Source organism: Amycolatopsis sp. A133 (genome assembly GCF_031082405.1).
In the GTDB taxonomy this organism is placed as follows: Bacteria; Actinomycetota; Actinomycetes; order Mycobacteriales; family Pseudonocardiaceae; genus Amycolatopsis.
In genome coordinates this window covers 454163-468004 of the sequence record NZ_JAVHJU010000057.1, presented here as the reverse complement: position 1 = coordinate 468004, position 13842 = coordinate 454163, and the positions used below count along the sequence as shown (strand labels likewise).

Sequence of the window (13842 nt, the reverse complement as noted above, 5' to 3'; positions counted from 1 at the left end):
CCCAGCCCGTCGAAACGTTCGAACACCGGATCAAAGGGAGTTCAATGAAGCGCTCCATCGCTGCGCTGGCGGCCGCCGGCGCGACGGTTCTCGGTTCCGCCTGCCTGGTGCTGCTGCCCCAGGCCTCCGCCGCCACCGCGGGCTGCCGGGTCGACTACACCGTCACCAACCAGTGGCAAGGCGGGTTCCAGGCCGGGGTGAAGGTCACCAACCTGGGCGACGCGATCACCGGCTGGTCGCTCCGGTTCACCTTCCCCGACACCGGCCAGAAGGTGGCCCAAGGCTGGAACGCCACGTGGTCGCAGTCCGGCGCGACGGCGACCGCGGCCAACGCCGACTGGAACCGGCAACTGGCCACGGGTGCCTCGACCGACCTCGGCTTCACCGGCACCACGACCGGCGCCAACCCCGTGCCGGCGTCGTTCACCCTCAACGGCGTCACCTGCACCGGCACCACCGGCCCGACGACGACCACCACCCCCACCACCCCGACGACCACCACGACACCGTCCCCGGGCAGCACGCCGCTGGCGGCCAACGGGCAGCTGCACGTCTGCGGTGTCCACCTGTGCAACGAGGCGAACCGGGCGATCCAGCTGCGCGGCATGAGCACGCACGGCCTCCAGTGGTTCGACTCCTGCTACAACGACGCGTCCCTGGACGCGCTCGCGAAGGACTGGCACGCCGACCTGCTGCGCATCGCGATGTACGTGCAGGAAAAGGGTTACGAGACGAACCCGGCGTGGTTCACCGACCGGGTCAACAGCCTGGTCGGCGAGGCCGAGGAACGCGGGATGTACGCGGTGATCGACTTCCACACCCTCACCCCGGGCGACCCGAACTACAACCTCGACCGCGCCAAGACGTTCTTCGCGGCGGTGGCCGCGCGCAACGCGGCGCGGAAGAACGTGATCTACGAGATCGCGAACGAACCCAACGGCGTCAGCTGGAGCGCGATCAAGAACTACGCCGAGCAGGTCATCCCGGTGATCCGCGCCGCCGACCCGGACGCCGTCGTGATCGTCGGCACCCGCGGCTGGTCGTCCCTCGGCGTCTCCGACGGCTCGAACGAGACCGAGATCGTCAACAACCCCGTCAACGCCACGAACATCATGTACACGTTCCACTTCTACGCCGCCAGCCACAAGGACAACTACCGCTCCACGGTGAGCCGGGCGGCCGCGAAGCTGCCGCTGTTCGTCACGGAGTTCGGCACGGTGACCGCCACCGGCGGCGGCACGCTGGACCAGGCGAGCACCACGGCCTGGCTGGACCTGCTCGACCAGCTGCAGATCAGCTACGCGAACTGGACGTACTCCGACGCGGACGAAAGCAGCGCCGCGCTGCGCCCCGGCACCTGCGCGGGCGGTGACTACGGCACCGGCAGCTTGACCGCGTCCGGCGCACTGGTCAGGAGCCGCATCAGCACTCCCGACAATTTCTGATCCACTGGGGCGGGGTTCCGTGCGCGGAACCCCGCCCCCTTTTCTCAACCATCGAGTTGACAACGCCGGAGCGGCACCCTAGCGTCGTCCGCAACCGAAGAGTTGAGGAAGACAGGTGGACGAAAACACCGAGCGGCTGAACCGGGTGTTCGCGGCGCTGGCCGACCCGACCCGGCGCGATCTGGTCGCCCGGCTGGCCGGCGCGGACGCGACCGTGGGCGAACTGGCCGAGCCGTACGCCATGAGTCTCCAGGCGGTCTCCAAGCACGTGAAGGTGCTCGAGGAGGCCGGGCTGGTGACCCGCAGCAAGGACGCCCAGCGCCGTCCGGTCCACCTGGACGCGGAGGTGTTCGACCTGATGACCAAGTGGATCGAGCGGTACCGGCGGCAGGCCGAAGAGCGCTACCGGCGTCTCGACGCCCTGCTGGGCCGCATGACCGGCGAAGAAACCCGACCCCGTGAGGACGCATCATGACCCAGACGAAAGCCGGGACCGGGATCGAGGCGGACACGACGGTCCCGACGATCCGGATCGTCCGCGACTTCGACGCGGCTCCCGCGCAGGTGTTCCGCGCGCACGTCGACCCCGGGCTCTACGCGCAGTGGGTCGGGCCGCGCTCGGTCACCACGAGGATCCTGCGGTGGGACGCGCGCACGGGCGGCGAATGGGCGTTCGCCAACGACCGGGGCGGCGAGGAGATCGCCGCGTTCCACGGCAGCTTCCACGAAGTGCGGCCGGACGAGCGGATCGTGTGGACGTTCACCTACGACGGCGAGCCCGACGGGGTCGCCCTGGAAACGCTGACCCTCGAAGAACTCGAAGGCGGCCGCACCCGGCTGCGGGTGCTGAGTGTGGTGCAGGACTTCGAAACGCGGGACGGCATGCTGGCGAGCGGCATGGAAGTCGGCGTCGACGAGGGGTACGCAAAACTCGACGAACTGCTCGCGAAGGAGTCCTGAGATGACATCGACGCCCACGGGCCCGGCCCGCAAGCACGCCGGCGAAGCCGCCCGGTTCACCGAACTGGTCGAGTCGGCCGCACCGGGCGACTGGGCGCGGCCGTCCCCGGTCGCGGAGTGGACGGCGCTCGACGTCGTGCGGCACCTGGTCGAGTGGCCGCGCGGCTTCCTCCGCGGCGCGGGGATCGAACTCCCGGCGCTGGCGGTGGACGCCGACCCGGCCGGCGCCTGGAAGCAGCACGTGGCCGACATCCAGGCCATCCTCGAGGACCCCGCCGGGCGGGTGCTCAGCAACCCGCACACCGGCGACAAGCCGGTGGAGGAGGCGATCGACCAGTTCTACACGGGCGACGTCTGGCTGCACTCGTGGGATCTCGCGAAAGCGCTCGGCCGCGAGCCCGACCTGGGCGAGCAGCGGTGCGCCGAGGCACTGGCCGCGATGCGGCCGATGGAGCAGGTGTTGCGGGACAGCGGGCAGTTCGGCGCGGCAGTTCCGGTCGAGGACGGCGCTCCGGCGCAGGACCGGCTGATGGGCTTCCTGGGGCGCGACCCGGCTTGGCGGCCCTGAGGTCCGGTCAGGGCCAGGTGTTCGCGAGCCGGTGGAACGTCTCCGGATCGCTGTGGACCGGGACCACGCAGAGCAGGTGCCCACCGGGGGCCCGCAGGGTGTGGCACTCCAGCCAGCGGGAGACGGGTTCGGCGCCGAGCGCGATCAGGCGGGCGACCTCCGCCGCGACGTCGTCGGTCTCGATGTCGACGTGGTAGCGGGGGTCGCCGTCGATCGCCTGGATGTCGAGGATCAAGCCGGGAAGGGCACCGTCCAGCGCGGTGAACTGTTCTTCGCCGTCGACGGGACGAGCGGGCGCCCCCAGCGTGGCGGACCAGAAGGCCGCCGCCGCGCCGGCTTCGGCGGCAGGTGTGTCGACGAAGATCCCGAACAACCGGCTGCGATGCACGGCGTGAGGCTACCGGAACCCGGCCCGGCCCCGATACAACGTTGTAAAGCGCTATTTACAACGTTGTATCGGCTCGGCTACCGTCTCCCCACACCGGTCCCCGGATCACGAGGAGCGTCGGCATGCGCTCGCTTCGACGTCTGTGCACGGTTCTGACCACCGTCGTCACCCTGTCCGCCGCCGTGATCCCCGCCTCGGCGGGCGAGCCCGGCCCGCCGCCGCCGGTGTACCCGGACACCGGGCCCGGCACGCACCTGCTCGACCACGCCGGGAAACTGGCCGGCTTCGACGATCCCGGCTGGTACGAGGCCAACATCCCCTTCGTCGACCTGCCGGACCAGGCGATCGAAGACACCTACTACTACCGGTGGCGCACCTACAAGGAAGCCCTCAAGTACACCGGCCCGGAGGACGGCTGGATCGTCTCGGAATTCCTCGGCCCGGTCGGCTACTCCGCCCCCGGCGGCGGGATCGACGCCGCCGCCGGGCACCACCTCTACGAGGGGCGGTGGCTGCGCGACCACCGGTACCTCGACGACTACGTCGACTACTGGCTGCGCGGCAGCGGCGCGGGGCCCAAGCCGGCCACCGACGGCCTCAACGAGAACACCACCGACTGGGCCCACGAGTACTCGTTCTGGGCCGCCGACGCCGTGCTCGCCCGGGCCGCCGTCGACGGCCGGTGGGGGTTCGCCGTCGACCGGATCCCCGAACTGCAACGGCAGTGGGCCGCCTGGTCGCCCCAGTTCGACCCGCAGCTCGGGCTCTACTGGCAGGTACCCGTGTGGGACGCCATGGAGTACACCGCGAGCTCCTACCAGAGCCCCGACCCCTACCACGGCGGAGCGGGCTTCCGCCCCACTCTCAACGCCTACCAGTACGGCGACGCGCTGGCCATCGCGAACCTCCTGCGCCGGCGCGGCGCTCCCGGCGACCGGCAGCTCGCCGACCGGTACGAACAGCAGGCCCGCAGCCTGCAGGCGAACCAGGACCGGTCCCTGTGGGACAGCGGCGACCGGTTCTACAAGCACGTGATGCGGGACGGCAACCCCGAGCGCACCAAGATCGCGGACCGGGAGCAGATGGGGTTCGTGCCCTGGTACTTCCACATGGCCCCGGCCGGTGCCGCCGCCGCGTGGGCGCAGCTCACCGATCCGGCGGGGTTCGCGGCCCCCTTCGGGCCCACCACCGTGGAACGGCGGAGCCCGTGGTTCATGCACGACGCGCTCGTGGGGTGCTGCCGCTGGTCGGGTCCCAGCTGGCCCTACGCCACCAGCCAGACGCTCACCGCGCTGGCGAACCTGCTCGTCGACTATCCCCCGCAGCCCTACGTCTCCGCGCAGGACTACTACACCCTGCTGCGCGGGTATGCCCTCACCCAGCGGAAGAACGGCCGTCCGTACGTCGCCGAAGCGCACTCACCGGACGAAGACCGCTGGCTGTACGACTCCCCCGGGCACAGCGAGGACTACAACCACTCGACGTTCGACGACCTGGTGCTGTCGGGGCTGCTCGGCATCCGGCCCCAGCAGGGCGACCACGTGCGGCTCGCGCCGCTCGTACCGTCTGCTTGGGACCACTTCGCCGTCGAAAACGTGCCCTACCACGGACGCAACCTGACGGTCGCGTGGGACCGTGACGGCCACGTCTACCGGCAGGGCGCCGGGCTGAGCGTCTGGCTGGACGGCAAGCTCGTGCACCGCCAGGCCGGCCTGACGGCGGTCGACGTGCCGGTGCGCCCCGGCCGGGCCGCCGACGCCGCCCACGTCGTCGACGACCTCGCGAACATCGACCGCACCGGCTATCCGGCGGCCTCGGCCTCCTACACCTGGCGCGGGGACAGCCCGGCGAACGCCGTCGACGGCCAAGACTTCGCCCTCGCCGTCCCGTCGACGCGCTGGACCAGCTACGGCAGCCCGAACCGGAGCGACTGGCTGGCGGTCGACCTCGGCGCGGCCACCGACGTCTCCGACGTCCGGCTCTCCTTCTACGACGACGGCGGCGGTGTCCGCACCCCGGACGGCTACGCCCTGCAGTACCGCACCGCGGACGGGTCGTGGGCCGATGTGCCCGGTCAGCAACGGGAACCGGGCGCGCCGGTGCGGGGCAGGCCGAACCGCGTCGTCGTCCGGCCGCCGGTCCGCACCGACGGGCTCCGCGTTCTCCCGTCCAGAGTGGACGGTGGGGCGGTGGGCATCACGGCGGTGCAGGCGTGGCGCGCCGAGGACGACCGGCTCGCCGTCCGCCTCCAAGACGACCCGGCGCGGATCCGGCCCGGGCAGACGGCCGAGATCGGCGGTTCGGTCCGGAGCTCGCAGGCGATGACCGTGCGGCCCGCGCTCACGCTGCCCCGCGGCTGGACGGCCCAGCCGATCGGCCCGGGCGGCGACCTGCGGCTCACCCCCGGGCGGGCGGTGCCGCTGCGGTGGCGCGTGTCGGCCCCCGCGGACGTGCCGGTGGGCACCCGGGCCCCGGTGCGGCTGCTGGTCACCACGCTCGACCACGGCACCCCGGTGCGCAGCACCGCGGACGTGGTGCGGGCGGAGGTCGCGTTCGACCCCGCCGACTTCGGCACGCCGGTCTGGGACGACGACTTCACCGCGGACCGGCCGGGTGCCTACCGGATCGGCGCGCGGTTCGGGGAGCCCGTCCCCGAACTCACCCAGGCGGACGGCGCCTTGGTCGCCTCGGCGAGCCGGCAGTCCTCGGCCGTGCTCGTGGCGCCGGTGCCCGCACCGGCCGGCGATTTCGCCGTGATCCTCGAACCCCGCGCGTTCGCCGGCGGCGCCCCGGAGGACAGCGTGCTCCTCGGCCGCGCCGCGGGACCCGACGACCTGGCCCTGGCCTGGTACAACCACCACTTCGGCACGTCCGGCGCGGACGTGCGGGCGGACGGGCGCGACCACGGCGACGACGCGACCGGCGGGTGCTGTGCCTCCGTCACGTGGACCCCGGGCGACCGGTTCGCGGTCGTGGCCGACCACCGGGGCACGCTGACGAGCTGGCTGGGCCACCAGGGGCAGTGGCGGCTGCTGCGCACGATCCCGGCGGGCGCGGCCGTCGGCCCCCAGCGGCTCGCCGGCTGGTCCCCCGCGATCGGCCTGCGGCTGACCACGGGCCGGCTCACGCTCGACCGGCTGACCGTCGTGGCGCGCGGGCCGGCTTAAGGAGGGGGTTGAAAACCGGCGGGGGCGGGGAGCGCTTCGAGTCACCGGCGTGGCCGCCGGGGCGGCGACGACCTGGGGCGCCGTCGCCACCGGAGCGGCCCGGCCACCGGCCGGGTTGACCTGCACCCCCCGCTGCTCCTCAGCCGATCGTCGCCCAGAACCCGGTCAGCGCCGCGGCGGCGCGGGCCGGCTCGTGGGTCATCCACCAGTGGCCCAGACCGTCGAGGACGGCGACGCGGGCTCCCGCACGGGCGGCCGACCGGCGCCGTTGGTCTTCGCTGCCGGCGACGTGGTCGGCCGTGGCCAGGATGGCGAGGCCCGGGCGGGCCGCCGCGCGTTCCAGCGGCAGCCCCAGGCCGGGCACGTCGGCCGACCGGTACAGGGTGAGCACCGCACGGCCCATCTCCTCGTCCTGGCCCGCCGCGACGCGGGCCGCGACCGCCCGGGCCATGCCCCGTTCCACCAGGACCGCCGTGCGCTCCTCGAGCGGGCCACCGAACCGCGCCGCGACGTCGGCCTCGCCGATGCCCGGGGTCCGCCAGCGACGGGCGAGTTCGTGCCACTCGTAGCCCGGGTCGTACATCCCGAGCGCGTCGCTGACCCAGCTGCGGACCAGGTGCGGGTGACTCAGCACGACGTTCACGACGTGCCCGCCGCCGAAGTCGTGGCCCACCAGGTCCACCGGCTCGCCGAACGCCGCGAGCTCGCCGGCCAGCCAGTCCCGGTAGCCGGCGGGGGTGGCGGCGAACCCGGCGGGCAAGGGCGCGCCGAAGCCGGGCGGGGAAAGGCAGACCAGATCGGGCCGCGACGGCGTCAGCTCGGCCAGCAGCAGGTCCCAGACCGCCGGGGTCTCGGGGTTGCCGTGGACGAACACCGCGGGCATCAGGCCCCCACCGGCGTGGTCGGCTGCAGGACCGATTCCACCAGCGCCTCGGTGCGCAGGTGGGTGATCGCCCGGTAGTCGGGATTGCGGACCATGGCGGCGAACGCCTGCCGGTCCGGGTAGCGGACCAGCGCCACCATGTCCCAGGCCTGCCCGTCTTCGGCGACGAGCGCCCGGCCGCCGTGGCCGAGGTATTCCACCTCCAGGCCGTACCGGGCGTTGAGCTCCTTCCGGAGAGCTTCGGCGTAGCGCTGGTAGCTCTCGCGCCCGCCGTCCGGGCGGAACCGCAGCAGGTTGAGCATCACGACCGGGCCACCCGGGTCGTCGGCGAGCAGCGTGTCGAGGGCGTGGTCTTCGATTTTGATCATCGGAACCTCCTGGGTCTCGCCGCCACCCTACACTTACTTGTCGGTCAACACGCAAGTTACTTTGCTAGACTCCGGACATGCGCCGCACCCAGCAGGAACGCCGCGACCAGGCCGAAACCGCATTGCTGACCGCCGCCGCCGAGCTCGTCGTCGAGCAGGGCGTCCGTTCGCTGACCCTCGCCCGCGTCGGCGAGCGAGCCGGCTACAGCCGCGGCATCGTCACCCACCACTTCGGCGCGAAGCAGGCACTGGTCGAACGGCTGGCGCGCGCCACGCAGGCCGGATTCGTCCCGGGCCTCGAGAACGAGCCGCCGGGCCTCGACCGCCTGCTGCGGCTGATCGACGGCTACCTCGGCGAGCTCGGCCGGATCGCGGTGTTCAACCAGGCGTTCCTGCTGCTGTGGGCGGAATCGGCCACCCAGCCGGAACTGGCCCCGATCTTCCGCGAGCGGGACGCGGCCTTCCGCGCCGACCTGGCCGAAGACGTCGAGGCGGGCATCGCGGACGGCACGATCGTGGAAAGCGCCGTCGCGGACGAGGTCGCGATCGCCGTCGTCGGGCAGCTGCGCGGGATCGCGTTGCAGCGGCTGCTGGATCCGGGCAGTGTCGACACGGAGAAGCTGCGCCGGAGCGTCACCGGCTCGTGGAGGCGGGCCCTCCGGCGGTGAGCGATGGCGATTTGGTCACCTTCGCAACAAGCTGTCGCGCCAGACGACTGAGTGACTTCGCAGGCTTTGCCTACCGAAGGAGGACGGGCACACTCGGGCGAGTCATCATCGATGAACCGGAGCTCGTCCGACGCCTGATCGCCACGGATCGAGAGACGGCCCACCAGGAATCGGAGATGACCCACTCGTGCGCCACGAGCGGCCCATCCGCGGCGAGGGCGGAACCGGCTGACGCCGGCCCGCCCGGCCCGCCTACCTGAGATAGCTCGCCAACGAAATCCCCTGATCCCGCAACGCCTTCGCCACCACCCCGGCGATCTTGTCCGCGCCCGCGGCTTCGAAGTGCGTGTGGTCGTTGCAGAAGAACGCGCCCACCGCTCCCTTCGTGTAATCGCCGTCGTTCGGGCACAGCTTCAGCGTGTTGTACAGCGTGTAGCTCAGCCTGTGCAGGTCGATCAGCGGGGCTGCCGTCGCCGTGGCCGCCGCCGAGGTTTCGGTCAGGAAGCCGCGGTTGCCGACCGCCGTGCTGCCGTTGCACGTGATCGCCGCGACCGGGGTCAGCAGGATCGGGTGGGCTCCTCGGTCCTGGGCCGCCTTGGCCATCGTCGTCAGGAGGCTCTGGTAGCGGGCGCGGCCGACGTGGCGGGGGCAGTTCGGGTCGCCGTCGTTGATGCCGAACTGGACGACCAGGTAGTCGCCCGCGTGCATGCCCTGCGCCGGGTCGAGCATGTCCAGCCAGCGCTGGGCGTACGTCTTCGGGTTCACCACGCACTCACCGGACGAGTCCTTCGTCCCGGTCACGTTCGACTCGTACAACCACGTCTGGACGCTGCGCCCCGCCACCGCCTTGTTGACGACCGTCACGTCGTCGGTGAACAGCCGGTCGAAGCGGCTGCCCCAGCCCACCGGGCAGGCCGACTTCGGGTCCGCCATCGTCGAGTCGCCCGCCAGCCACACCTTGACCGGGGCCGCCGCCGTCTTCGTCACCGCCGTGCCGGCCGCACAGGGCGACGCGGCGGCCGTCCCCTCCCCCACCACCAGCGGCGTGCTCAGCAGCACCGAAAAAGCCACAACAGCAGTGCGTACTTTGTTCTTCACCACGGATGTCCCTCCACACAGGATTCGAGCCGGGCACGGTTCCAGGCGCCGCCGGCGACGACGACGCGGTAGCGCAAGTCCAGTGTCCCGCCCGGCGCAAGGCCGGACTCGTCGAAGAAGTCGAAGGGGTCGAAGATGTCGAAGGGGTTACCGTCCGGACCGCCGAAGGGCGCGGCGGGTCAGCGGTGATCGTCCCGCAGCGCGTAACGCCGTTCGGCGTAGGCGAGGTCGTCCCGCCACAACCGGGCGGCGGCGCGGCGCATGAGCGGCCGCAGCACCGGCGCCATCCGGGCCGCCTTGGCGAAGCCCGGCCGGCCGGACGCGGCGATCGTCGCTTCGATCACCGCCGTGCGCGGGCGGCCGTCGGGGCCGGGGCCGAGCGGGGTCGCGTGGGTCTCCACCACACTGCCGGTGCCCTCACCGTCCACAATGGTCATCAGGACCGTGCGCGGGCCGGGACAGGTGAATTCGGCGACCACCGGGACGCCGATCTTGCCCGCGAGCCGGAACGTCACCTCGACGACGAACCGGTCGTCGGCCTCCGCGACGTCGACCCCCTGCGGCGCCGAAAGCACCCGCAGCCGCGCGAACGAGTACGGGTGGAACCAGGCGCCGTGCCACGGGTCGAGGCGGTTGGCGACGACGTCTTCGGGCTCGCAGACGCCGGCCAGCGTCGCGACCGCGTCGACCGTGGTGCCGTCCGGGCGGACGGGCACGACCGGGCGATCGGTGGGTGGTTCGCCGCCGGCCCGGTCGAGCCGGACCCACGCCAGGACGCCGTCGTCGTAGGACGGCAGGGCCGTCCACCCGGGGCGGCCGGCACCGACGCGCAGGCCGTGCCACCGGCAGACCAGCTCACCGCAGTGCACGCGCGCCTGGTCCAGCGGAGCACCGAGGTGGGGGCACGCACCGGGACCGACGACCAGCGCACCGTCCGGCCCGCGCCACGCGACCAGTTCCCGGCCGCCCACGCGGACGCCGAGCGGCCGGTCGGCCCGCACTTCACGCCCGGCGGCGAAGACGAACCAGTTACCCGACGGCCGGGCGCCCGCCCGTTTGACCGCGGCTTCGATGAGGGCGGGGCTGCAGTCGGCGTAGGTCGGTTCCTGGCGAGCCCACGCCGGCTCCCGGAACGGCTGCACCGGCCACCGCGCCGGCCAGCGCTCGATCACCTGCCGTTTGAGGTCCACCGGACACGCTCCCGCCTGGAAAGGCCGGCCGAGCAGACCGGCACGCGAGCCATCCTCGGCCATCTGGAGCGATTCCGCAACGCTTTCGGGGGGACGGTGGGTGCGGGTTCACGCCTTCAGGGGTTCGGCGGCCAGGTCGGGAGCGGTCGCCAAGGCACCGGGCCCGTGGCAGGGTTCCGCCTTGGCGCGGCTCACGCCTTCAGGGCTCAGCGGCCAGGTCGGGAGCGGTCGCCAGGGCACCGGCCCGCGCCACCTCGACACGGTTCACGCCTTCAGGCGCTCCGAGGCCAGATCCAGCGCCCCGGCCAGGTCGTTGACCCAAGCCACCTCCCGCTCGGCGGGGTCGCCCCACCCCGGCCCGGCCACGGCGATGTCGAAACCACTCCGCCGGAGGCGCTGGACCAGCGAGTCGTCGATCGTGTCAGCGGACATCGACCACAGGAACAGCACGACCGGGTCGAGCTTGGCCGCGATCGCGAGCGTCGTCTCGGCCGGGACCATCTGGCCCAGGTAGACCGCCGGGATGCCGACCTCCACCATGGCCGCCCGCAGCACCTCCATCGGCAGGCTGTGCCGCTCCTCCGGGCAGCAGGCCAGCAGCACCGCCCGGCCGGGCGGGGTGTTCGCGAACCTGGCGCTGTAGCGCTGCAGGGCGAGCGAAATCTCCCCGGTCAGCGCCCATTCGGTCTCGAAGCACACGTCGCCGCGCAGCCAGCGGCCGCCGAGGTGGCGCAGCACCGGGACCAGCACCTCGGTCCACGCCGCGGCGGGGCCGAGCGCGTCCAGCGTTTCGTCCAGCAGCGCGGCCAGCGAGCCGAATTCGAGGCCCTCCGCGGCCCGCTCGAGCTCCTCGATGAGCCGGTCGACCGAGACCTCCGGAACCGCGTCCTCGACCCCGGAAAACGCGGCCGCGGCAGCTTCGCGGGCCCGCATGCCCCGGTCGATGAGCCGCTGCATGTACTGCAGGCGGCGGACGTCGGCGTCGGAGTAGCGCCGGTGCCTGCCGTCGTCGCGCAGCGTCGGGCCGACCCCGTAGCGCGCGGCCCAGGTGCGCAGCGTCACCGGCGAGACGCCCAGCAGTTCGGCGACCTTGCCCGGCGTCCACGAACCCCCGGCCCGGGGCCCGTCCCGGCCACTCACCGCGTCGACGTCCATCAACACCACGTTCCCACACGCCAGGGACGTCCACCGGTGCGGCCACCAGGCGGTGACGTCCCGGCGGAACAGCCTGCGATCGGCTGTGTCCGCTCTAACGGATACGGCATCCGACGGCCGTTCGACACTCCCCGTGGCCGAGAAGCACCCCAGGAGGGGACCTTTGTGACTCGAATCACAGTTTATTCGAGGCGCGACCGGCCGCTCAGAGCGGACGACGCGCTTGTGCAACGCTTGGAAGTGACGGTCGTCCAGCGAAGCCGGCCGACTCAGGCGAGGCTGCGGGAATGCTCCCACGTCCGGCTCGTTTCTGCATCGTTTTCCGGAGGCTCGGTCGCCCCGAGGCGCGTGCGCTCGGCGCTGAGCGTCACCCGGTAGCCGAGCAGGAGCAGCACGTGGAGCAGGTAGAGCCACAGGACCAACGCCGACACCGCACCGACCGGCGCGAGGCCGCCGAACGGCACGCTCCAGTCGAGCGGGATGGCCAGGAACAGGAGGAACCCGTGGAAGAACCCCGCGAGCACGGCGGCCACGGCGAACGCACCCGCCACCAGCGGCCCGCGGCGCACACCGCGCGGGGCGCTGCCGGCGAACACGATCGCGGTCACCACCGCGATGATCAGCCAGTCGATGTGGAACGACAGCGCGATGCCCCAGAACGTCGGCCAGCCGCCACGCGTGTAGAGGCCGGCCACCGTGTCGGCGGTGGCCAGCGGCGCGATCGCCAAGGTCGGGCTGAGGATCAGGACGGGCACGAACATCAGCCGCCCGCGCCAGCCGACGAGGGCGCCGGCGGGCCGTCTGGCGACCTGGACCAAGCCGCGCAGCAGGCCTTCGCCGTAGAAGGTGGCCGGCAGCAGGGTGACGATCAGCGCGGTCCACGGGGTTTCGAGCGCGGCCGAGGCCAGGGCTTCGAGCGCCGGTCCCGGTCCGTGGCCGGGGGGCAGCGCGTCCACCCAGCGCGCGACGCCGTGGCGGACGAACCCCGCCGACCCGAGGAACGCGGCGCCCCGCAGGGCGACCAGCGCCAGCGGGACGACCGCCAGCACGGCGAAGAAGGTGACGCCGGCGGCCCACAGGGACAGGTCGCGGCCACGGAGTTCCCGGCCGGCGTCCCGCAGGACCACGACCGCCCGGCGGGCCACCTCCCGGGCGCTCACGCCGTCGCCCCGGACCGCGAGGAGGACGACGGCGTGGCGGGGTGGTCCCGCGTGCACGAGCACGACGTGTCCGGCAGCGCGCTCGCCGTCGGCTGGCTGCGGGCGATCCACCTGCTGGCCCGCCCGCTGCTCGGCGTGCCCCCCGACGTGCTCACCGGCTGCGGGGTGCTGAGCGCGGCGGCCGCGGTCTGGCTCGCCTCACTGGGTGGCGACGCGCTGTGGCTCGCCCTCGCGGCGATCGTGGCCACGGGGATCTTCGACGGCCTGGACGGCGCGGTCGCGTTGCGCACCGGACGCGCCCGCCCGCTGGGCGCCGTCCTCGACGCGGCCTCCGACCGGCTGACCGAACTGTGCTTCGTGGCGGTGTTGTTCGTCCTGGGAGCACCCGGAGCGTGGTGCGCGGCGATGGCGGCGCTGCTCCTGCTGCACGAGTACGTCCGCGCCCGCGCGCAGGCCGCGGGCCTGCGAGGGGCAGGGGCGATCACCGTCGCCGAGCGCCCGACGCGGCTGGTCGTGGCGGCGGTCGCGGTCACCGGAGCCGCGCTGGCTCCGGGCGGCACCCCGTGGACGGGCTGGCCGTGGGGCACGACCTGCGCGGTACTGGGAACCGGTCTGTCGGTCATCGGCCTGGCCCATCTGTGGGTGGGGGTCGCGCGGGGGCTCGGGGGGCGTGGCTGACGGTGGGACGGCGCGGGGTCCGGGCTGCCCGGGCAACGCGGCTGACGGTGGAGGTCGCGTCCGGACGACCCGGCGAGCCCGGCTGACCGGTGACATGCGGAACCGTTCGACCCG

General features: G+C 72.8%; 14 protein-coding genes. 7 read left to right on the top strand and 7 right to left on the bottom strand.

Annotated features, from left to right (window positions below):
• Window positions 1–44: 44 nt before the first annotated feature.
• The 4 genes from Q5425_RS34465 to Q5425_RS34450 all read left to right on the top strand — a co-directional run bounded on the left by Q5425_RS34465 (window position 45) and on the right by Q5425_RS34450 (window position 2973).
• Window positions 45–1445, top strand: a complete 1401-nt coding sequence (locus Q5425_RS34465) for a cellulase family glycosylhydrolase (protein ID WP_308676544.1) — start codon at window positions 45–47, stop codon at window positions 1443–1445.
• Between the two features lie 115 nt (window positions 1446–1560).
• Window positions 1561–1920, top strand: coding sequence for a metalloregulator ArsR/SmtB family transcription factor (locus Q5425_RS34460; protein WP_308676543.1), 360 nt, complete (start codon window positions 1561–1563; stop codon window positions 1918–1920).
• Window positions 1917–2405: an SRPBCC family protein gene (locus Q5425_RS34455; protein ID WP_308676542.1), complete on the top strand. Its 489-nt coding sequence runs from the start codon at window positions 1917–1919 to the stop codon at window positions 2403–2405. Before Q5425_RS34460 ends, Q5425_RS34455 begins: the two co-directional genes overlap by 4 nt.
• A gap of 1 nt (window position 2406) precedes the next feature.
• On the top strand, window positions 2407–2973 hold the full coding sequence (locus Q5425_RS34450) for a TIGR03086 family metal-binding protein (protein WP_308676541.1): 567 nt from the start codon (window positions 2407–2409) through the stop codon (window positions 2971–2973).
• A 7-nt stretch (window positions 2974–2980) separates the two neighbouring features.
• Here the strand turns inward: Q5425_RS34450 and Q5425_RS34445 are convergent, their stop codons facing one another.
• On the bottom strand, window positions 2981–3361 hold the full coding sequence (locus Q5425_RS34445; RefSeq protein WP_308676540.1) for a VOC family protein: 381 nt from the start codon (window positions 3359–3361) through the stop codon (window positions 2981–2983).
• Window positions 3362–3483: 122 nt separating this feature from the next.
• On the opposite strand from Q5425_RS34445, the gene Q5425_RS34440 reads away from it, so the two are divergent.
• Window positions 3484–6528: an MGH1-like glycoside hydrolase domain-containing protein gene (locus Q5425_RS34440; protein WP_308676539.1), complete on the top strand. Its 3045-nt coding sequence runs from the start codon at window positions 3484–3486 to the stop codon at window positions 6526–6528.
• 139 nt (window positions 6529–6667) lie between these two features.
• On the opposite strand, the gene Q5425_RS34435 is transcribed toward Q5425_RS34440, so the two are convergent.
• Together Q5425_RS34435 and Q5425_RS34430 are read right to left on the bottom strand one after the other, a co-directional pair.
• Window positions 6668–7411: an alpha/beta hydrolase gene (locus Q5425_RS34435; RefSeq protein ID WP_308676538.1), complete on the bottom strand. Its 744-nt coding sequence runs from the start codon at window positions 7409–7411 to the stop codon at window positions 6668–6670.
• A complete protein-coding gene (locus tag Q5425_RS34430) occupies window positions 7411–7779 on the bottom strand; it encodes a DUF1330 domain-containing protein (RefSeq protein ID WP_308676537.1) in 369 nt (122 codons plus the stop codon). Before Q5425_RS34430 ends, Q5425_RS34435 begins: the two co-directional genes overlap by 1 nt.
• 77 nt (window positions 7780–7856) lie before the next feature.
• On the opposite strand from Q5425_RS34430, the gene Q5425_RS34425 reads away from it, so the two are divergent.
• Window positions 7857–8447, top strand: a complete 591-nt coding sequence (locus Q5425_RS34425) for a TetR/AcrR family transcriptional regulator (RefSeq protein WP_308676536.1) — start codon at window positions 7857–7859, stop codon at window positions 8445–8447.
• Between the two features lie 252 nt (window positions 8448–8699).
• Here Q5425_RS34425 and Q5425_RS34420 read toward each other — a convergent pair whose 3' ends face one another.
• From Q5425_RS34420 to Q5425_RS34405, 4 genes are all read right to left on the bottom strand, one after another.
• Complete coding sequence (locus Q5425_RS34420; protein ID WP_308676535.1) at window positions 8700–9545, bottom strand: SGNH/GDSL hydrolase family protein; 846 nt, start codon at window positions 9543–9545, stop codon at window positions 8700–8702.
• Window positions 9546–9724: 179 nt separating this feature from the next.
• Window positions 9725–10735 (bottom strand): DUF5914 domain-containing protein, encoded by a 1011-nt coding sequence (locus Q5425_RS34415; protein ID WP_308676534.1) that lies wholly within the window; start codon window positions 10733–10735, stop codon window positions 9725–9727.
• A gap of 264 nt (window positions 10736–10999) precedes the next feature.
• On the bottom strand, window positions 11000–11890 hold the full coding sequence (locus Q5425_RS34410) for a MerR family transcriptional regulator (protein WP_308676533.1): 891 nt from the start codon (window positions 11888–11890) through the stop codon (window positions 11000–11002).
• Between the two features lie 269 nt (window positions 11891–12159).
• Window positions 12160–13113, bottom strand: coding sequence for a YhjD/YihY/BrkB family envelope integrity protein (locus Q5425_RS34405; protein ID WP_308676532.1), 954 nt, complete (start codon window positions 13111–13113; stop codon window positions 12160–12162).
• Between Q5425_RS34405 and Q5425_RS34400 the strand changes: the two genes are divergently transcribed.
• The gene (locus Q5425_RS34400; RefSeq protein WP_308676531.1) at window positions 13102–13728 is read left to right on the top strand and encodes a CDP-alcohol phosphatidyltransferase family protein; all 627 of its coding nucleotides are present in this window, start codon (window positions 13102–13104) and stop codon (window positions 13726–13728) included. The genes Q5425_RS34405 and Q5425_RS34400 overlap by 12 nt on opposite strands.
• Window positions 13729–13842 lie beyond the last annotated feature (114 nt).

Bases quoted from the DNA above. Each gene is read 5' to 3' on its own strand.
- Q5425_RS34440 (WP_308676539.1), top strand. From the start codon at position 3,484: ATGCGCTCGCTTCGACGTCTGTGCACGGTTCTGACCACCGTCGTCACC.
- Q5425_RS34465 (WP_308676544.1), top strand. From the start codon at position 45: ATGAAGCGCTCCATCGCTGCGCTGGCGGCCGCCGGCGCGACGGTTCTC.
- Q5425_RS34410 (WP_308676533.1), bottom strand. From the start codon at position 11,890: ATGGACGTCGACGCGGTGAGTGGCCGGGACGGGCCCCGGGCCGGGGGT.
- Q5425_RS34435 (WP_308676538.1), bottom strand. From the start codon at position 7,411: ATGCCCGCGGTGTTCGTCCACGGCAACCCCGAGACCCCGGCGGTCTGG.
- Q5425_RS34425 (WP_308676536.1), top strand. From the start codon at position 7,857: ATGCGCCGCACCCAGCAGGAACGCCGCGACCAGGCCGAAACCGCATTG.
- Q5425_RS34450 (WP_308676541.1), top strand. From the start codon at position 2,407: ATGACATCGACGCCCACGGGCCCGGCCCGCAAGCACGCCGGCGAAGCC.
- Q5425_RS34455 (WP_308676542.1), top strand. From the start codon at position 1,917: ATGACCCAGACGAAAGCCGGGACCGGGATCGAGGCGGACACGACGGTC.
- Q5425_RS34430 (WP_308676537.1), bottom strand. From the start codon at position 7,779: ATGATCAAAATCGAAGACCACGCCCTCGACACGCTGCTCGCCGACGAC.